This is a genomic window from Catellatospora paridis (assembly GCF_009720365.1).
GTDB lineage: Bacteria > Actinomycetota > Actinomycetes > Mycobacteriales > Micromonosporaceae > Catellatospora > Catellatospora paridis.
Map to the genome: position 1 here is coordinate 176,683 of NZ_ML769321.1, position 18,025 is coordinate 194,707.

Here is an 18,025-nt window from a genome sequence, read left to right on the forward strand (position 1 = left end):
CCCCCCCTCCGTCCCGGGGGGGGGGGGGGGGGCCGCGGTGGCCCCCCCCGCCCCCCCCCCCCACGGCGCTTCGTCACAGGTGCTCGACCCTGTCGAACGCCTGGATGAGGCGGGACACCGCGAGCTGTGGCCGTCCGCTGAGCAGGTCGTGCTCGGCGTCCGAGGTGAGCTGCGCGGTCAGCGGCATGCCGGCCGGTCCGGCGGTGACCACGGCCGCCTGCACGATGTCGCGGGCGACGGAGACCAGCGGGTCGTCGTAGCCGAAGCCGGCCCGCCCGGATCGCTGCAGTGAACCGGCCGCGTCGTGCAGTGAGGACAGGATCCGGTCGCCGTCGCGTGCCGTGCCGTCGGCGCGCCACAGGCCGGGGGCCAGTGCCCGGTCGAGGTAGCGCACCGCGGCGGCCAGGTCGCTGTCACCGCGGATCGCGTCCAGCCGCCCGCGCAGCGCCTGCAGCCGGGCCTTCGTGCTGTCGGTGCGCAGCCCCCAGCCGTACGCGAACAACGGGTCGTAGTACCGGTCGCCGACGTTGACCGGCAGCTGGCTCTCGCTGGTGAACCAGCTGACCGGCAGCCGCCCGGTGAAGGGCCGGTTGCCGAACAGCACGTCGGCCACGCCCGCGCCCTCGCTGCCCGGCAGCCACGACGCGACGACGCCGGCGGCCCGCGGCACGATGCCGGTGAGGTCCAGCGGCCGCCCGGACACGGTCAGCACCACGCAGCGCATCGCCTGGCACACCTTGTCGACCGCGGCCCGATCCGCCAGCGACAGCTGCAGCGTGTGGTTGTTGCCGACGTCGCCGACACCCTCGGCGTACGGCGTCTCGCCGACCACGACCACGCCGAGCGAGTGACCCGCGGTCGACGCGGAGGCGTCCTTGCTGTACGTGATCGCAGCCTGGGGCGCGACCTGCCGCATACCGGCGAGGATCGTGGTGCCGCCCTTGCCCGCGTTACCGGACGTGCCCTGCCAGGTCAGCGTCCAGCCGCCGTTCTGGTTGCCCAGGTCGTCGGCGTTGGACCCGGCGACGTAGATCTTCGCCTTCTTGGACAGCGGCAGGACGCCGCGGTCGTTCTTGAGCAGCACCTGAGACTTCGCCGCGGCCTCCCGGGCGACCTGCCGGTGCGCCGCGCCGCCGATCGCGGCGAGCCCGGACCGGTCGGTGAACGGGCGCTCGAACAGGCCCAGCTTGAACTTCTGGGTGAGGATGCGCTTGACGGCGTCGTCGATGCGGGCCATCGGCACGTCGCCGCTGCCGGCCAGGGCGGTCAGGTCGGTGGTGAAGGCCTGGATGTTGAACGGGACCATCACCATGTCGATGCCGGCGTTGACGCCGACCTTGACGTTGTTGCGGTAGTCGGGGCTGATCTGGTCGATGCCCTGCCAGTCGCTGACCACGAAGCCCTGGAAGCCTAGCTGCTGCTTGAGCACCCCGGTGAGCTGGTCGGTGCGGGCGTGCATCTTCACCGGCGCGGCGTCCGTGCCGAGGATCTGCAGGCTGGAGTACGACGGCATGACCGAGCCGACGCCCTCGCGGACCGCCGTCTTGAACGGGGCCAGGTGGATCGCCTCGATCTGCTCCCGGCTGCCCGCGGTGACACCCTGGTCGATCAGGTAGGACCCGTTGCTGGACGAGCCGTAGCGGGTGCCGCCGTCGCCGAGGAAGTGCTTGGCGGTGGCGAGCACGGCGCCGGGGTCGGCCAGGTTCCCGTCGTGCTGCAGGCCGTCGACGATGGTCGCCAGCAGCTGCACCAGCGCCGGGTCCTCGCCGAACGCCTCGTACGCCCGGCCCCAGCGCTCGTCGCGCGACACGCACACGCACGGCGCGAACGTCCACGGGATGCCGGTGGCCCGGGTCTCCGCCGCGGAGACCTGACCGGTGCGCTTGACCAGGTCCGGGTCGCGGGTCGCGCCCAGGCCGACGTTGTGCGGGAAGACGGTCGCGCCGTCGAGGTTGTTGTGGCCGTGCACCGAGTCGATGCCGTAGATCAGCGGGATCTGCAGCGGGGTCGCCCGGGCATGCAGCTGGAAGTTGTCGATCATGTCGGCCCAGGAGGTGGGCGTGTTCGGGTTGGGCACCGACCCGCCGCCCGAGAGCAGCGAGCCCAGCCGGTACGTGATGATCGGGGTGCCGTTGCCGACGGCGGCCCGTTCGGCCTGCGTCATCTGGCCCACCTTGTCGGCCAGGCTCATCCGCGACATCAGGTCGGTGACCCGCTGCGCGACGGGCAGGCCCGCGTCCAGGTAGGGCAGCCCGTGCGCGTTGATCACCACGGCCGCGGTGTCCGCGCCGAGGGTCGCGCCCTCGGCGGTCAGCTTGACCGGGATGGTCTTGCCGACCGAGGCGGGCGTGCCGCCGATCGTGGAGATCACGACGTTCTTGACCGTGCCGGATGCGGTGCCGGCCGGGAAGGTCAGCGTGCCCTCGGCGGCGGTGAAGTCGGCGCCCGCGACCGCGGTGCCGCCGCCCGCCGTGTAGTGCACGGTCACCGCGTTGCCCAGCGGGCCGCCGCCGGGCTGGTCGGCGACGACGGCGACGTTCACCGTGCCGCCCGCGTCGGTCGTGTACGCATCCTGCGCGAGCCCCACCCGGGGCTGCGCCGAGCCGTAGAGCGCGACGTCGTCGATGAGCAGCTCACCGCTGACGTTGCTGCCCAGGTTGACCGCGTATCCCCACATGTTCGTCAGGGTCAGCGTGCCGTCGGTGGGGCCGCCCGACGGCTGGTAGTCGGTGCGCTTGGTGAAGTCGCCGAACGGGATCCGCACCTGCTGCCAGTCGGCCGTGTCCGCGAAGTGGGACTCCCACAGCTCGCTGTGCTCGCCGTCGGGCCCGCCGTCCTTCACCTCGACCTGGATCTGGCGGCCGGACCCGCTGCCCTTGGCCCAGAAGCTGAACCCGCCGTACGCGGTCCAGTCCTGGGACGCGGTCAGGTTGTGGGAGTGGCCGCCGTACTGCGTGGTGCTGTAGACCGACCGCAGCGCGTGGTTGCCGGCCATCGCGCCGGGGCGGTCGGGTGCGGCGGCCTGCGACAGCACGGGCGTGCTCGCGGCGTCGTTGCCGAACGGGAAGATGCCGGGGCTCGACGTGGTGATGGGCAGCTCGCCCTCGTAGTCGGCGACCACGGGCAGGGTAGCGGCGTAGGCCGGGCCCGGCGAGGCCGACAGCAGCGACGCGACGAGTGCGGCCACGGTGAGTACCGCGGTGGGCCTTCGGTGTGCGGACAGGATGTTTCCGGGCATGGCGGAGCCTCCGGGGGACGGTGGACCGTGTCGAAGGCCGCCAACCAGTCGACGGGGCGTGTCGAAGGTGAGAGCGGTCACGCGCCGGACGGAGGTCATCGACTGATGCGGATATGACCATCGAACGATAGCGATCGGCCATTTCGGGCGTCAAGCATCTGTGAGAGCGTTTTCTCGGCCGGGTGCCTGCGGACACGTTGCGGGAATCCGGCGCGACAGCGACGATTGCGGGTCCTGCCGGGAGTCTCATCCTCGACCGGAAATCACCGACGACCGTAGGAGGACCCCGATGACCCCGTCCCGAGACCGGGAGCGCACCCGAGCCGAAGCGCCGCCTTGGGAGCTGATCCACGCCGAACGGGCGGCCCTGGCCGACGACCTCGCGGCGCTGGGCGACGAACAGTGGGCGACGCCGTCCTTGTGCGCCGGGCTGTCGGTGCGCGAGGTGCTGGCGCACCTCACCGCCGGGGCCAGCCTGAATCCGGTGCGTTGGATGGCCGGAGTGATCCGCTGCCGGTTCGACTTCGACAAGATGGTGGCGATGCGCCTGGCCGAGCAGCTGGGCGCCGACCCGGCCGAGACGCTGGCCCGGTTCCGCCGCGTCGTGACGAGCACCGTCAAGGCGCCGATCCCCGTCGTGGCGGTGCTCGGGGAGTCGGTCGTGCACGGCGAGGACATCAGGCGGCCGCTGGGCATCCGCCGGGAGTACTCGATCGGCACGCTCACCCAGCTGGCCGAGTACTACCAGGGCACCGACATGGTCGTGCTCGCCCAGGGGCGGATCGGCGGGCTGCGGCTGGTCGCCACCGACGGCCCGTTCACCGCCGGCTCCGGGGAGCTGGTGTCCGGCCCGACGCTGGCGCTGGTGATGGCGATGACCGGGCGCGAGGTGTACTGCGACGAGCTCGACGGGCAAGGTGTCGCAATCCTGCGAGACCGCTGCCGGTTGCCGGTGACATGATCGGCTGAGGTGACCAGGGAGGGCAGGCCATGAGCGCGCGGCACACGCGGATCGACACCGGGCTCGGCGAGCTGACGTTCGTCGCGGACGGCGACGAGCTGATCGGGCTGTACTTCCCGGGACACTGGTACCCGCCGAAGCCCGAGGCCATCGGCCCGTACGTCGAGGCGGCCGACGACGCGCTGTTCACCCGGACGGCCGGGGAGCTCGCCGAATACCTGGCCGGGCGGCGTACGTCGTTCGACGTGCCGGTCGCGCTGCACGGCGACGACTTCCAGCAGCGGGTGTGGGCGCTGCTGCGCGAGATCCCGCACGGCGTCACCACCACCTACGGCGCGCTCGCCGCGGAGCTGGGCAACCCGGCGCTGGCCCAGCGGGTGGGGCAGGCCGTGGGCCGCAACCCGGTCTCGGTGATCGTGCCGTGCCACCGGGTGGTGGGCAGCGACGGCAGGCTCACCGGGTTCGCCGGGGGCCTGGAACGCAAGCAGTTCCTGCTCGAACTGGAGGAGCCGGCCGAGGTCAAGGCGGGCAGACTGTTCTGAAAGGGCATATCCTGATCAGGTGTCCGAATCGGTAGATGGACCCCCGAGAGCTGACAAAGCAGACGCCCCGGACCAGTCCTCGCCGTCGAAGCTCGCCGAGACGCTGGTCGACACCGGCGACGCCCAGCGGGCGGACAATCCCGCGCTGCGCCTGCTCTCCCGGATCGAGTGGGTGCTGCTGTACGGGACCGCGCTCGTGCTGCTGCTGGTCGGCGCGGTGGTGCTGGTGCTCACGGTGGCGGAGGCGTTCCGCGGCAACCTCGCGGTGCCCGACCGGTTGATCCTCGTCATCGAGGACCTGCTGCTCGTGCTCATCATCATGGAGATCTTCGTGACCGTGCTGGCCAGCCTGCGCGGGGCACGGTTCATGCTGGAGCCGTTCCTGCTGGTCGCGGTCATCGCGGTGGTCCGGCACATCCTGTCCCTGGTGGTCCGGCTGTCCGTGGTGCAGACCGAGGCCGAGGTCCGGACCCGGCTGGTGGAACTCGTCGTGGACGCCGGCGTGGTGGTGGCCCTGGTCGCTGCCCTGGTGGTGAACCGCTGGTCGACCCGGCGGCACACCGGCGATTGAGCCGCGCCGGGCCGGTTCCCCGCCGGGACCTGAGCCGGGCGTTACTCGCAGGCGTCTGACCGGGCTCCCGAGGCCGCGTAGCGTAGAACGGATGAACGGATCCGTGCCGCAGCGGCACGGGGGTCGAGTCCTCGACCCTGTTCTCGGCGCACTGGCGGCCGTGGCGCTCGCGTCGATCGTCGCGCTGCTGCGGGCGCCAGTGCCCGCCGGTGTGGTGGATGGGCTCCAAGCAGCGGTGTGGGTCCTTTTCGCCTGGCTGTGCCGGCAGGTCGTGGCGAAGCGTCGGATAGCCCCGGCGGCTCGCCGGTTCTGGCGCTGTATCGCCGTCGCCGGCCTCGTCTTCGCGGTCGGCAACCTGGTCACCCTCTTCGGCGGCCTCAGCCGTCCGCCGCGAAGCGAGCCCGCGGTCATCCTGTGGACGCTGCTCGTCGCCGTGGGTGTGGCGATCCTGGGCTGGGCCATGTATGCCTTCCCCTTGGTCATGCCCTGTCGGGCACGGGCCCGGCTGCGGCTGGACGTGGCCGCGATCATGGTCGCGTTCGCCATGCTGGCCTGGCATCTGTGCGTGCCCGGCGGGTCAGCGCCGCTGAACACCGCTCGGCTGTACGTCACGGTGCTGGCCAGCGCCATGGCCCTGCTCGCGGTGTTCGGGGCGGTGAAGCTCCTGATCAGCGGCAACGCGCCGTTCACGCCCGGGGCGGGAGTGGCGCTGGGGGCCGGTGTGGTGATCGGGGCATGGTCGGTGCTGCACCTGCTCAACCTGCAGGCGACGGACGCCCGGCTGCTCAACGCCGCCCAGCTGGCGTCGGCGTTGCTCTTCGCGGTCGCCGCACGGGCGCAGTACCTGCAGATGGGAGCCCGGCCAAGCGGACTGACCAAGCGGCGGCGCCCGGCGCACAGTCGCCTGCCCTACCTCGCCGTGGCCGCGACCCAGCTCATGCTGGTGGCCGAGGTGTGGCGATCGGGGCTGTCGTTGCGCGGGTGGGGGATGGTGGTAGGCGCGGGCACGGTCGTGACGCTCGTGATGTTCCGCCAGAACCTGGCCTTCGCCGACAACGCGCAGTTGCTGGACCGCATGCGCCATCAGGAGAAGCGGTTCCGGTCCCTGGTCCAGCACGCCTCCGACCTCACCCTGCTCGTCGACGCCGACGGTGTGGTCGGCTACGCCAGCCCCGCGCTGCGCGACCTGCTCGGCGTCGATCCCCGGCAGGCCGTGGGCCGGCCGCTGACCGGCCTGCTGCGTCCCGACGATGCGCCCGCTGTCGAGAAACTGCTGGCGGACGTGCTCGCCGACCCCGCGGGCAGCGTGCGCCGGCAGCTTAAGGCGCACCATGCCGACGGCTCCATCCGCTGGGGCGAAGCGCTGGCCACCAACCGGCTCCAGGAGCCCGACGTCGCCGGTGTCATCATCAACATCCGCGACGTGACCGAAGCCAGGTCGCTGCAGGACCTCCTGCGCCACCAGGCCACCCACGACGAGCTCACCGGGCTGCCCAACCGGGCACTGCTGAACGAGAAGGTCCGGCAACTGCGGCACGAGCCGGTGCGCCAGGAGGCGGTCCTGCTGCTCGATCTCGACGACTTCAAGTCGGTCAACGACGAGCTGGGCCACCCGGTGGGCGACCAGCTGCTGGTCGTCGTCGCCGACCGGCTGCGCCGGTGCGTCCGGCCGACCGACACGGTGGCCCGCCTCGGCGGCGACGAGTTCGTGGTCCTGCTGACGGGGACCACCACCGAGGGCGCGGTCGCCACCGCGCGCCGCATCCTGAGCGCGCTGGCCGAGCCCGCGATGATCGACGGCCACCGGCTGTCGGCACGGGCGAGCATCGGCATCGCGGTCGGCTCCGACAGGCAGTTCGACGCCCTGCTCCGGGACGCGGACATCGCCATGTACGAGGCGAAGCGCGACGGCTCGGGCATCCAGGTGCATGCCCGGGTGACCGGCGTCGCCGGCCTCCGGCCGGAGCCCGGCACAGAGTGAACGTGCCCGCGGCGATGAACCGCGGCGGTCAGCCCGCCGGGGTGAGCCGGGAGAGCAGTTGCCGTGCCTGCTCGGCGTGCTCGGCGGTGACGCTGACGGCGTACTCGCCCGCCTGCAGCGAGCGGCTGGACGTGAAGTCGCGCTTGCCGCGGGTCATCGCGTGCGCGATCGCACCGAAGATCGCGCCCCAGATCGCGCCGATCACCAGCGCGGTCAGCACGACGGCGAACCAGTTCGTCGGCACGAAGATGCCGAAGAGCAGCCCGATGAACAGGCCGAACCAGGCGCCGGCGCCCGCGCCGTACAGGGTGGCCCGGCCGGTGGTCATCCGGCCGAGCACCTGCTCCACCATGCGCAGGTTGGTGCCGACGATCGCGCTGTGCTCGACGGGGAACTTGTTGTCGGACAGGAAGTCCACCGCGCGCTGCGCGTCGGCGTATTCCGGATAGGTGGCGACGGAGACCATCGCCCGGCTGGGGTCGACGGGCTGTACGGGCACCGGCTGTCCGGCGAAACCGCCGGCTCCCGCCGTGGACGACGTGCTCATGATGCTCCCTTGTTCGGCCGGGTCTGCTCGTCCTGATCATCGCGCGTCTCATCGCCTGAACATGGTGTTTTGACGGGTTTGCGGACAAGCGCCCTGGTGTACCCCTGAGCTGCGGGAATGCGGGTCGGGGCGCATCGGTTGTTGATGGCGCAACCAGAAAGGGCAGGTGCAAGATGAAGGTCCGAAGCTCGCTTCGCAGTCTCAAGAACCGGCCGAACTCCATCGTGGTGCGCCGCCACGGCGCCGTTTTCGTGATCAACAAGGCCGACCCGCGCCAGAAGACCCGCCAGGGCTGACCCGCGCACCGCCCGGCGGCCACCACGTGGCCGCCGGGCGTTCAGGCAACCCGGAAGGCCCAGAATGTGGGCAAGCTTCTCGATATGCTCGGCTGGACCGAATCCGCCCGGGAGGCGAGTGTGCCCAGGACGCGGCAGCCGAGCCCGCCGGCTCGCGATCCGTTCGTCCGGGTGCGCGGTGCGCGGGTGCACAACCTGCGCGACGTGGACGTGGACCTGCCGCGCGACGCCCTGGTCGCGTTCACCGGCATCTCCGGCTCGGGCAAGTCCTCACTGGCGTTCGCCACCGTCTACGCCGAGGCCCAGCGGCGGTACTTCGAGTCGGTCGCGCCGTACGCCCGCCGGCTGCTCAACCAGCTGCCCGCACCGCAGGTCAAGGAGATCACCGGGCTGCCCCCGGCGGTCGCGCTCCAGCAGCGCCGCGGCTCGGGCGGGGCCCGCTCGACCGTGGGCACGCTGACCACCCTGTCGAACCTGCTGCGGCTGCTGCTGTCACGCGCCGGCACCTACCCGGCCGGCACCACCCAGCGGCTGGAGGCCGAGGCCTTCTCCCCGAACACCGTCGCGGGTGCGTGCCCGACCTGCCACGGGCTGGGCCGCACGCACGTGGTCTCCGAACGGCTCATGGTGCCCGACCCGAAGCTGAGCATCCGCGAGGGCGCGGTGGCGGCCTGGCCCGGCGCGTGGCAGAGCGTCAACCTGCGCGACATCCTCGTCGCGCTCGGCGTCGACGTGGACCGGCCCTGGCACCGGCTGCCGAAGTCGCAGCGGGACTGGATTCTGTACACCGACGAGCAACCCGTCGTCGAGGTGCATCCGCACCGGGATCGCGGCGAAGCCGTGTACAACGGGCGGTTCTGGAGCGCCCGGTCGCACATCATGCATACGCTCACCGACTCCAAGAGCGAGCGCAACCGCGCCCGCGCGCTCCGCTTCGTGACGATCGGGCCGTGCCCCACCTGCGGCGGAACCGGGCTGCGGCCGGAGGCGCTGGCGGTGACCTTCGCCGGGCGCACCATCGCCGAACTCGTCGCGCTGCCGCTGTCGGAGCTGGCCGAGGTGCTGCGGCCCACCGCGGCCCTGGCCGACCCGGAGCCGGCGTGGGAGTCGTCGCTGTCAGGGGAGCACAGCGAAGTCGCCCGCACGCTCGCCGCCGACCTGACCGAACGGATCGGCGTGCTGACCGGACTGGGGCTCGGCTACCTGCAGCTCAACCGGCCGGCGCCGACGCTGTCGCCGGGCGAGGCGCAGCGGCTGCGGATCGCCACCCAGCTGCGTTCGGGACTGTTCGGCGTGGTGTACGTGCTCGACGAGCCGTCGGCCGGGTTGCACCCCGCCGACGCCGAGCCGCTCCTGCAGGTCCTCGACCAGCTGCGCGCCGCGGGCAACTCCGTCTTCGTCGTGGAGCACGACATGGACGTGGTACGCCGTGCGGACTGGGTCGTCGACGTCGGGCCCGGCGCGGGCGAGGCCGGCGGGCGGATCGTCTACAGCGGACCGGTCGCCGGGCTGCGCGACGCCGCCGAGTCGGCCACCCGCCCGTACCTGTTCCCCGGCGGCGCCCGGCCGCGGCGGCGCGAACCGCGCCACCCCACGGGCTGGCTGCGGCTGCGCGGCGTCAACCGGCACAACCTGCGTGACCTGGACGCCGACCTGCCGCTGGGCGTGCTGACGGCGGTGACCGGAGTGTCCGGGTCCGGCAAGTCGACGCTGGTCACGCAGGTGGTGGCCGAGGTCGTCGCCCGCCACCTCGGCGTCGCGGCGACGGAGCCCGACGACGACGCCGAAGGGGAGCCGTCCGTCGCGCCGGTCGACGACCAGGACGTGCTCGCCGCCGACGTGCGCGGCCTGGAGCACTTCGACCGGCTGGTACGCGTGGACCAGAAGCCGATCGGCCGCACGCCCCGCTCGAACCTCGCCACCTACACCGGCATGTTCGACGCCGTACGCAAGGTCTTCGCGGGCACCGAACAGGCGCGGGCCCGCGGCTACGACCCCGGGCGGTTCTCGTTCAACGTGCCGGCCGGCCGCTGCCCGACGTGTCAGGGCGAAGGCTTCGTCACCGTGGAGCTGATCTTCCTGCCGGGCACCTACGCGACCTGCCCCGACTGCCACGGCGCCCGCTACGACCCGGAGACGCTGGAGATCACGTACCGCGGCGCCACCATCGCCGACGTGCTGGCGATGACCGTCGAGCAGGCCTGGCGCTTCCTGGACGACGTGCCCGCGGCCGCCCGGAGTCTGGGCACCCTGCGCGAGGTCGGCCTCGGCTACCTGCGGCTCGGCCAGCCCGCCACCGAACTGTCCGGCGGTGAGGCGCAGCGCATCAAGCTCGCCACCGAGCTGCAGCGCGCACATCGCGGGCACACCCTCTACCTGCTGGACGAGCCGACCACCGGCTTGCACCCGGCCGACGTCGAGCTGCTGATGGGCCAGTTGCAGGACCTGGTCGACGCCGGGAACACGGTGATCGTCGTCGAGCACGACATGGGCGTGGTCGCGACCGCCGACTGGGTCGTCGATCTGGGGCCGGGCGGCGGTGACGCGGGCGGCCGGATCGTGGCCGCGGGCACCCCCGAGCAGGTCGCCGCGGCCGGCGGTCACACCGCCCGCTACCTGGCCCGCAGGCTGCCCGCGCGGCGGTCGCGCTAGCCGGTCCGGGCACGCCGCAGCGCCCGCCGGTCAGGTGCGCGGCGGGCGGTGCGGCCGGACCGGTTCACTTCAAGGCATCGCGCAGCGCGCCACGGACCCGGTCGGCGATGGCCGCCGGCGAGCCGTTCTGCGGGCCCGACGCGGGCATGTCCGCGTGCGGCCGGCTCGCAATCCGCTCGGCGGCGCGGGCCGCGGTGGCGAGGCCGATCAGCTGCTCGGCCGGCACGTTCTCGCGCAGGTAGCCGAACTCCTCGTCCTCTTCCAGCTCGGCGTGCTCGACGACGGCGTCGCGCAGCTCGATCAGGCCGTCGTCGAACTGCGGATGATCGATGCCCATCTCGTACAGCCGGGACAGGTCCTCGGTGGCCTGCTGCTCCTCCTGCAGCCGCGACTCGATGACGTCCTCGCCGTCGGGCACCCGCCGGGCGGCCAGCGGGTGCACCAGCTGCTGCTCGATGCTCTCGTGGAGCACCAGGAGGTCCTTCAGCTGCCGCCAGGCCGACTGCTTCTGCTCGCCGTGCGCCCGTGCGACCTGCCCGAACAGCTGCTTGATCTGCTCGTGGTGGGCCAGCAGCAGGTCGATCACGTCGTCGTTGCCGCTCTCCCAGGCCGTCTCGGCGGCCCGGCCGGAGCCGGCTTCGGCGCGCGGGCTGGCCGGGGCATGGGCGGTCTTCTTGCCGGTGTCCCCGGCGGTCTTGTGGATGGCCGCGCTGCTCGCTGTGCTCTTGGTGCCCGTGCTCTTCTTGCCGGTGGCGATGTTCGGTGAGGCCGTGCCCTGGTCGGAGCGCATCGTCTTCACCGCTGCCTTGACCAGTTCCTCCTTGCGCATGCCCGAGGTCCCGGTCACGCCGTGGTCTTTGAGCCAGCCGCGGAGTTGGTTGACGGTCATCGTGTCGATGTCGCCCGCCATGTCCGAGTGGTCCTGTCCCCGGGCCGCCGAACCGCTGCTACTCGTGTGCTCCGCCATCGTGTCGTCCCTTCTTCCTTCGACCCCCACCCCCGTGGCGCCACTGTCCATCCTGATGGAAACGGCATGGCCGCGGGCCGGGTTGGCGAACCTCGGCGTCCGGCGGGTGCGCCGAGCGGCGCGAGGTTTGACGCGATGCGGATCCGGGCAGCCAAGCGACGCGGAGCAACCCCGACTCACGCATTAAGGAGCACACCATGACCGTCGCCGGTATCATCTCGGCCATCATCGTCGGACTCGTCGTCGGCGCGCTCGGACGCCTGGTCGTGCCCGGTCGTCAGAGCCTGCCGATCTGGCTGACCATTGTGGTCGGCATCGTCGCGGCCATCATCGGCACCGCGATCGCGCAGGCCGTCGGCGTCGCCGTCACGGACGGCATCGACTGGATCGAACTCGTCTTCCAGGTCGGCCTCGCCGCGCTCGGCGTGGCGTTGCTCGCGGGCGTGCGCGGCCGCGGCACGGTCTGACCGCTGCGGTGGATGGCGGGCCCCGGACGATCATCGTCCGGGGCCCGCCCCGTGCCGCACGAGGGTGGTCGACCGGCGCGGTCGCCGAGTCGTCTACCGGGGCGGCCGTGCCGGGTGCGAGGATCGGATGCTGTGGAACCTGTTCGTTTCGACGCCGTGGTCGGCGCCGCCGCCCGGGGCGGGGTCGTGGTCCCTCTACCGTTCGATCCGGACGCCGTGTGGGGAGTCAAACCGCGCCACCACGTGACCGGCACCGTCGGCGGTATGCGGGTGCGGGGCGTCGTCGAGGCGGTGGGGGACGGGTTCGGGTTCACACTGGGCCCGGCGTGGCTGCGCGACTGCGGTGTCCAGGTCGGCGGGACAGTGGCGGTCGAGCTCGTGCCCGAGGGGCCGCAGCGCGCGGACCTCGCCGAGGACGTGGCCGCGGCGCTCGACGCCCATCCGCGGGCGGGGGCGTTCTTCGACTCGCTGGCCCAGTTCTACCGCCGGGCGTATCTGCGGTGGATCGACGCCACCAAACGCCGCCCGGAGCAGCGTCCGCTGCGGATTGCCGAGATGATCGAACTGCTCGAAGCGGGCCGCAAGGAACGACCGTCGGCTTAGGGCCCGCGGGCAAATGCCAGGTGGATCCGGCGGCCGCGAAGCGTTCGGGGCGCGTCCGCCCGTACCATCTGGTTTCTTAAAGTAGTTAAGCCCTTACGCAAAGTGACCCTGGCGCGTTGATGAATTGGGTGACGCACCCAGATCAACCAGGACAGGGGGACACCGTTGTCTCGTAGACGCCTTCTCACCGCGCACGTCGCGCTGGCCATGGCCGGCGGACTCGCGGTGGTCGCACCAGCGGCCGCGGCGGCCGCCGGCCCGTCAGGCCCGGCGCTCGTCAGCCAGCGGGCCGGAGTGGACCGGTCCGTGCCGGTACGCGGCCTGCCGCACGCGACGAACATCATCAGCAAGGGCGCGGGCACCACGCGCGCCGTCGGCCGGACGCAGTCGAACCAGGCGCTCGCGGCCAGCCTGGCCATCACCAAGGTGGGTACGCCGGAAACGGTCCTCGCCGGTGAGGAGATCACCTACACGATCTCCGTCACCAACAACGGACCCGACCCCGCGCGGGCCGTGACCGTCACGGACGTACTGCCCACCGGCGTGACGTTCCTGACCAGCTCGACCCCGTGCGACAACGCCGCGGGCACGCTGACCTGCCTGCTGGGCCCGATGACGGCCGGCCAGACGATCCAGTTCGTGGTCCAGGTCCGCGTCGACGCCAGCTTCACCGGCCTCACGCTCACCAACTCGGCCACCGTCACCAGCCCGAGCGACGAGTCGCCCAGCACCGTGACCACGACGACCAGGGTCGCCACCGCCGCCGACCTCTCGCTCACCAAGGTGTGCAAGCCCGACGAGCCCGCCGCGGCCGGCGCCGAGGGCTACTGCGACATCTACGTCGACAACCTGGGCCCGTCCGACGCCCAGAACGTGACGCTGACCGACGTGCTCACCTCCGCGGCACCGTTCCGGGTGTCGCGGGTGCGGGTGAGCCCGGGGACCTGCGCGGCGATCCCGACCGAGCCGACCCGCGATTTCACCCTCAACTGCACGCTGGGGACGATCGCGGCCGGGACGCGGGGTGTGGTGCGGGTCGTCGTGACCGCCGAGGACGTGACCCAGATCAACGACACCGCGACGGTACGCAGCACGACCGCCGACCCGGACAAGGGCAACAACAAGGCGACCGGCCGCGTCGACTTCCTCGGCTCGGCTGACCTGAGCCTGGTGAAGACCGGCGACGCGACCGTCGACGCGGGCGGCACCCTCACCTACACCATCACGGTGACCAACAGCGGCCCGTCGACGGCTCGCGACGTGGTCGTGCGCGACACCATGCCCGCCGGGGTCACCTTCGACTCGGTGACGTCTCCGTCCGGCTCGTGCACCAACGGGCAGCCCGACGGCGGCAAGCTGGAGTGCGGCCTGGGCAACCTCGCCAACGGTGCGACCGCGACCATCACGGTCGTCGGCCGGGTCACCGCGGACCTGGTGCCCGGCACGCGCCTGTTCAACGACGCCATCGTGTCCAGCGCCACCGCCGACCCGGACAACAGCGACGTCCGTGCCAGCATCCCCACCGACGTCACCGCGTCGGCCGACCTGTCGGTGACCAAGGTCGACTCGCCGGACCCGGTGACGGCCGGCGAGCAGCTGAAGTACACCATCGTCGCGACCAACGCCGGCCCGTCGAACGCGGAGAACGTCGTGCTGACGGACACGCTGCCCGCCGGCACGACGTTCGTGGAGAGCAGCGGCGACGCCGTGTGCACCGCGGAGGAGCCGGGTGAGGTCGTCTGCACGCTCGGCACGCTCGCGGTGGGCCCGGGCCGGACGGTCAAGTTGACGGTGGCGGTCGGGGCGGACGTGCCGGACGGCACGACGCTGACCAACTCGGTCACGGTGTCCTCCACGACTTCCGACCCGAACGGCGACAACAACACGGCCACCACGGAGACCACCGTGGAGACCTCCGCGGACCTCGCGATCGAGGCCGCGGCGACGCAGACCTGGCAGGAGCAGGAGGCGCTCACGTCCGGCGACAAGAAGGACAAGGGCACGATCGTGCTGCTCACGCTGACGGTCCGCAACCTCGGCCCGTCGGACGCGCAGAACATCACGGTGCTGGACACCCTGCCGCTGCGCCCGGACAAGGTCGGGGTGGAGTCGCTGCCGTCGGCCTGCACCTACGACTCGGGGCAGGACCACGTCGTGACCTGCACCGCCGAGAGCCTGGCGGCGGGCGGCACGCTCGAGTTCCCGATCAAGCTGAGGGTCCGTGCCGAGGGCGAGCTCACCAACACCGCCACGGTGTCGAGCACGACCGAGGACCCGAACCTCGACAACAACACGAGCACCATCCGGTTCTTCGTCTGGAAGAAGAAGAACTGACGATCGGCCGGCGCCTCCTGCCTTTCACCGATCCACGGCAGGAGGCGCCGGCCTCAGCCCGTCGAGCAGCACCACGCCGACGGTGTCGCCGAGCACGGCGAGCATGTCCCCGGCGGGGGAGAAGCCGCCGACGGCCCCGGCGGGTTCGGTCCACAGGAGACTTCCCACGGCGTCGAACAGCACCGCACCGCCGTCGTCGACGGCGAGGACCAGGGGCCCGTGCCCGCCCCATACGCAGCGGGTGGACACCGCGGCGAGCGGCGACCGCCCGGACAGGCCCGGCGGCAGGCCCTCCGGCCGGACCAGGCGGCCGTGCACGACCCGGTCGCCGTCGAGCGTGAGCAGCACCGCGGCCGGGGTGTCGTCCGGGGCGCCGCCCGCGACGAGCAGCCCGGTGCCGTCCGGGGCGAAGGCCAGCGCGTTCACGACGGACAGTCCGGTGTCGTGGTGGAACCTGATCGTGCCGGAGGCCGCGTCGCGTACGGCGATCCCGCCCGCCTCGCCGGCGTGGGCCAGCAGCCGGCCCGCGTGGTCGAGCGCCACCGGGCCGCAGGTGTCGACCTGCAGCTCGACGAGGACCTCGCCCGTCCCGGGGTCGATCACCCGCAGCCCGCGCCCCACGGATCCGGCCGCGACGCGTCGGCCGTCCCCGCTGAACCCGATCCGGACCGTCATGAGGGCCATGTCGAAGTCGTCCACGGACTCCCGCGCCGGTCCGAGGTCGAGCTGCCACAGCTCCTTGCCGTCGGGCGTCCGCCAGGCGTGCAGGCGGCCCTCGACCGAGGCGACCGCGACCGAGCCGTCCGGGCTGAGCTGCACGTCCAGCGCCTCGTCATGGAAGCCGCTGCCGTCGAGCAGCAGCCGGCCGGGGACCTGCGGGCCGGTGCCCCACACCACGATGTCGCCGCCGCTGTGGTGCCACTCGGCCGCCGCGCACAGCACCAGCCAGGCCGGGTCCGGCGGGCACGCCACCGAGACGGCCCCCTCGCCGAAGTTGGCGAAGTCGTCCTCGCCGGGCGAGCGCGGGGTGCCGCCGCTCTGGACGTCGTCGAGGTCGCCGAGTTCGCGCCAGGCCGCCAGCCGGTGCCAGGGCCGGTGCTGCCCGGCGCGCTGCTCGTCCCACCAGCTGTCGGGCATCGGCCTGTACCGCGCGGGCCAGTCGAGCAACCGCGGGCGGGCGGCGGCCAGGTCGTCGGGATGCGCGTGTTCGAGCAGCGGCACGGCGTCGGCCCAGGCCTCGGCCGAGGGCTCACCGGCCAGCACCGTGTCCAGAGTGGTCGCGCCGTCGCCCATGTGCCGCCTCCGCCGTCAGGCGCGCGGCCCGCTCTCGCCGCGCTGCGGCCCGCACCGTATCAGCGGCGGGCCTCGTCGAGCGCCCGCAGGTACTCGTCGACCGTGCAGGTCGCGTGCGAGAACAGCGGATAGCGCGCGACCATGGCGTCGTACGCGGCCGGACCTGCCTCGGACGCGGTGGCGTCCGGAATGGTCGTCACGTGGTAGCCGCGTTCCATCGCGGCACGGGCGGTCGACTCGACGCACATGGTGCCGATCATCCCGGCGACGGCGAAGAACTCCACCCCGTGGTGGCGCAGCTGCGCGTCGAGGTCGGTGCTGGCGAACACGTCGATGTTCTTGTGCGGCGCGAGCGCGACCTCGCCGGGGCCCGGTGACAGTTCGGGGTGGAACTCGGCGGCCCAGCTGCCGGCCTCGAAGAGCCGGTTGTCGAACATCTCCCGGTGGATCCCGGTCAGCCGGCCCCAGCGGTTGTACTCCTCGTCGCTGTAGGACATCCCGGAGAAGAACACGGGCACGTCGCGTTCCCGCACACCGGCCAGCAGCCGGCGCAGGTTGTCGAAGGTGCCGATCCGTGCGAACTCGTCCTTGTACAGCGCGTGGCCTTTGCCCTTGGGGTCGAACACCTCGTTAACGGTGTCGATCAGCAGCAGCCCGCAGCGTCCCGGTGCGTAGTCGTCGCCAGGCATGGTCCCTCCTCGCTCAGATGAGTTCCAGGCCGCCGTCGACGGCCAGGATCTGCCCGGTGAGCCAGACCGCGTCGGGGTCGGCCAGCCGCAGGATCCAGGTGGCGACCTCGTGCGGTTCGCCGCGCCGGCCGAGCGGGATGCGTTCGGCCTCCTGCTTCTTGATCTGGGCGAGCAGCTCGGGTGACAGGCCGGCCGCGCCGAGCGCCTCGCTCTCGGTGGGCCCGGGCGCGACCGCGTTGACGCGGATGCCCGCGGGGGCCAGTTCCAGTGCCCAGCTGCGGGTGAGCTGCTCGACGGCGGCTTTGGTGGCGGCGTAGTGGGACGCGCCGGGCAGCGGCCGGCGGCCGTACGTGCTGGAGACGTTGACGATCGAGCCGCGGGTCTCGCGCAGGTGCGGCAGCGCGGCACGGGCGAGCAGGCTGGGGGCGGTGACGTTGACCTCGAACAGGTCCGCGATGCGCTCGGCGGTGGCTTCGGCCAGCGGCATCAGCGCGGTGATGCCCGCGTTGTTGACCAGCACGTCGATCCGTCCCCACCGATCGACGGCGGCCGCGGTGATGGTGTCGGCCGCGTGCGGCGCCCGGACGTCGATGGCCAGCGGGACGACTGCCGGGTGCTGCCGGGCGGTGGCCTCGAGGGCCTGCGCGCGGCGTCCGACGCCCAGGACCTTCGCTCCGTGCTCGGCGAACGCGAGTGCGGCGGCGCGCCCGATGCCTGAGCCTGCCCCGGTGACGATGACGACGCGGTCGGCGAAGGATAAATCGGTGGATGGCATGACGGTGTCGGCTCCTTACGGTGTGCTGGTGGTGAGCCGCCGTGGGGGCGCCGGGCGGCCCCCCGGGGGCCCGCCCCCGGGGCGCAGGCGGGGGCGGGGCCGGGGGCCC

The 18,025-nt window shown here is 72.3% G+C and carries 15 protein-coding genes; 9 read left to right on the forward strand and 6 right to left on the reverse strand.

Features of this window, described 5'->3' with window-relative positions; translation table 11 throughout:
- Positions 1–73: 73 nt before the first annotated feature.
- Positions 74–3,238 (reverse strand): glycoside hydrolase family 3 N-terminal domain-containing protein, encoded by a 3,165-nt coding sequence (locus F9C41_RS24440; RefSeq protein ID WP_155389174.1) that lies wholly within the window; start codon positions 3,236–3,238, stop codon positions 74–76.
- 289 nt (positions 3,239–3,527) lie between these two features.
- Here F9C41_RS24440 and F9C41_RS24445 point away from each other — a divergent pair, with 289 nt between their 5' ends.
- The 4 genes from F9C41_RS24445 (at position 3,528) to F9C41_RS24460 (ending at position 7,293) form a co-directional block, all read left to right on the forward strand.
- The gene (locus tag F9C41_RS24445) at positions 3,528–4,199 is read left to right on the forward strand and encodes a maleylpyruvate isomerase family mycothiol-dependent enzyme (RefSeq protein WP_155389175.1); all 672 of its coding nucleotides are present in this window, start codon (positions 3,528–3,530) and stop codon (positions 4,197–4,199) included.
- A gap of 29 nt (positions 4,200–4,228) precedes the next feature.
- Positions 4,229–4,741, forward strand: coding sequence for a methylated-DNA--[protein]-cysteine S-methyltransferase (locus F9C41_RS24450; protein ID WP_155389176.1), 513 nt, complete (start codon positions 4,229–4,231; stop codon positions 4,739–4,741).
- 19 nt (positions 4,742–4,760) lie between these two features.
- Entirely contained in the window at positions 4,761–5,312 is a 552-nt protein-coding gene (locus tag F9C41_RS24455) for a phosphate-starvation-inducible PsiE family protein (RefSeq protein ID WP_155389177.1), read from the forward strand.
- A 91-nt stretch (positions 5,313–5,403) separates the two neighbouring features.
- Positions 5,404–7,293: a sensor domain-containing diguanylate cyclase gene (locus F9C41_RS24460; protein WP_155389178.1), complete on the forward strand. Its 1,890-nt coding sequence runs from the start codon at positions 5,404–5,406 to the stop codon at positions 7,291–7,293.
- Positions 7,294–7,321: 28 nt separating this feature from the next.
- Here F9C41_RS24460 and F9C41_RS24465 read toward each other — a convergent pair whose 3' ends face one another.
- Complete coding sequence (locus F9C41_RS24465; protein WP_155389253.1) at positions 7,322–7,759, reverse strand: general stress protein; 438 nt, start codon at positions 7,757–7,759, stop codon at positions 7,322–7,324.
- Positions 7,760–8,013: 254 nt separating this feature from the next.
- On the opposite strand from F9C41_RS24465, the gene ykgO reads away from it, so the two are divergent.
- Both ykgO and uvrA read left to right on the forward strand, forming a co-directional pair.
- On the forward strand, positions 8,014–8,136 hold the full coding sequence (ykgO, locus tag F9C41_RS24470) for a type B 50S ribosomal protein L36 (RefSeq protein ID WP_120315119.1): 123 nt from the start codon (positions 8,014–8,016) through the stop codon (positions 8,134–8,136).
- A 120-nt stretch (positions 8,137–8,256) separates the two neighbouring features.
- Complete coding sequence (gene uvrA, locus F9C41_RS24475) at positions 8,257–10,788, forward strand: excinuclease ABC subunit UvrA (protein WP_230689970.1); 2,532 nt, start codon at positions 8,257–8,259, stop codon at positions 10,786–10,788.
- A gap of 64 nt (positions 10,789–10,852) precedes the next feature.
- Here the strand turns inward: uvrA and F9C41_RS24480 are convergent, their stop codons facing one another.
- Positions 10,853–11,755, reverse strand: coding sequence for a hemerythrin domain-containing protein (locus tag F9C41_RS24480; RefSeq protein ID WP_230689972.1), 903 nt, complete (start codon positions 11,753–11,755; stop codon positions 10,853–10,855).
- A 197-nt stretch (positions 11,756–11,952) separates the two neighbouring features.
- Between F9C41_RS24480 and F9C41_RS24485 the strand changes: the two genes are divergently transcribed.
- The 3 genes from F9C41_RS24485 (at position 11,953) to F9C41_RS24495 (ending at position 15,159) form a co-directional block, all read left to right on the forward strand.
- Positions 11,953–12,222, forward strand: a complete 270-nt coding sequence (locus F9C41_RS24485) for a GlsB/YeaQ/YmgE family stress response membrane protein (protein WP_144120774.1) — start codon at positions 11,953–11,955, stop codon at positions 12,220–12,222.
- Between the two features lie 132 nt (positions 12,223–12,354).
- Positions 12,355–12,825 carry a YdeI/OmpD-associated family protein gene (locus F9C41_RS24490; protein ID WP_230689974.1) on the forward strand — a complete coding sequence of 157 codons (471 nt, stop codon included), beginning with the start codon at positions 12,355–12,357 and terminating at the stop codon, positions 12,823–12,825.
- Positions 12,826–12,990: 165 nt separating this feature from the next.
- The gene (locus tag F9C41_RS24495) at positions 12,991–15,159 is read left to right on the forward strand and encodes a COG1361 S-layer family protein (RefSeq protein WP_155389181.1); all 2,169 of its coding nucleotides are present in this window, start codon (positions 12,991–12,993) and stop codon (positions 15,157–15,159) included.
- A gap of 24 nt (positions 15,160–15,183) precedes the next feature.
- Here F9C41_RS24495 and F9C41_RS24500 read toward each other — a convergent pair whose 3' ends face one another.
- From F9C41_RS24500 to F9C41_RS24510, 3 genes are read right to left on the reverse strand one after another with little or no spacing between them, the layout of a single operon-like run.
- On the reverse strand, positions 15,184–16,452 hold the full coding sequence (locus F9C41_RS24500) for a WD40 repeat domain-containing protein (protein WP_155389182.1): 1,269 nt from the start codon (positions 16,450–16,452) through the stop codon (positions 15,184–15,186).
- 59 nt (positions 16,453–16,511) lie between these two features.
- Positions 16,512–17,141, reverse strand: a complete 630-nt coding sequence (locus tag F9C41_RS24505; protein WP_155389183.1) for a cysteine hydrolase family protein — start codon at positions 17,139–17,141, stop codon at positions 16,512–16,514.
- Between the two features lie 13 nt (positions 17,142–17,154).
- Positions 17,155–17,916: an SDR family NAD(P)-dependent oxidoreductase gene (locus F9C41_RS24510; RefSeq protein ID WP_155389184.1), complete on the reverse strand. Its 762-nt coding sequence runs from the start codon at positions 17,914–17,916 to the stop codon at positions 17,155–17,157.
- Positions 17,917–18,025 lie beyond the last annotated feature (109 nt).

Excerpts from the sequence above, each read along its gene's own strand:
- F9C41_RS24440 (WP_155389174.1), bottom strand. The coding sequence starts at position 3,238 with ATGCCCGGAAACATCCTGTCCGCACACCGAAGGCCCACCGCGGTACTC.
- F9C41_RS24445 (WP_155389175.1), top strand. The coding sequence starts at position 3,528 with ATGACCCCGTCCCGAGACCGGGAGCGCACCCGAGCCGAAGCGCCGCCT.
- F9C41_RS24450 (WP_155389176.1), top strand. The coding sequence starts at position 4,229 with ATGAGCGCGCGGCACACGCGGATCGACACCGGGCTCGGCGAGCTGACG.
- F9C41_RS24460 (WP_155389178.1), top strand. The coding sequence starts at position 5,404 with ATGAACGGATCCGTGCCGCAGCGGCACGGGGGTCGAGTCCTCGACCCT.
- F9C41_RS24465 (WP_155389253.1), bottom strand. The coding sequence starts at position 7,759 with ATGGTCTCCGTCGCCACCTATCCGGAATACGCCGACGCGCAGCGCGCG.
- ykgO (WP_120315119.1), top strand. The coding sequence starts at position 8,014 with ATGAAGGTCCGAAGCTCGCTTCGCAGTCTCAAGAACCGGCCGAACTCC.
- F9C41_RS24480 (WP_230689972.1), bottom strand. The coding sequence starts at position 11,755 with ATGGCGGAGCACACGAGTAGCAGCGGTTCGGCGGCCCGGGGACAGGAC.
- F9C41_RS24485 (WP_144120774.1), top strand. The coding sequence starts at position 11,953 with ATGACCGTCGCCGGTATCATCTCGGCCATCATCGTCGGACTCGTCGTC.
- F9C41_RS24500 (WP_155389182.1), bottom strand. The coding sequence starts at position 16,452 with ATGGGCGACGGCGCGACCACTCTGGACACGGTGCTGGCCGGTGAGCCC.
- F9C41_RS24505 (WP_155389183.1), bottom strand. The coding sequence starts at position 17,141 with ATGCCTGGCGACGACTACGCACCGGGACGCTGCGGGCTGCTGCTGATC.
- F9C41_RS24510 (WP_155389184.1), bottom strand. The coding sequence starts at position 17,916 with ATGCCATCCACCGATTTATCCTTCGCCGACCGCGTCGTCATCGTCACC.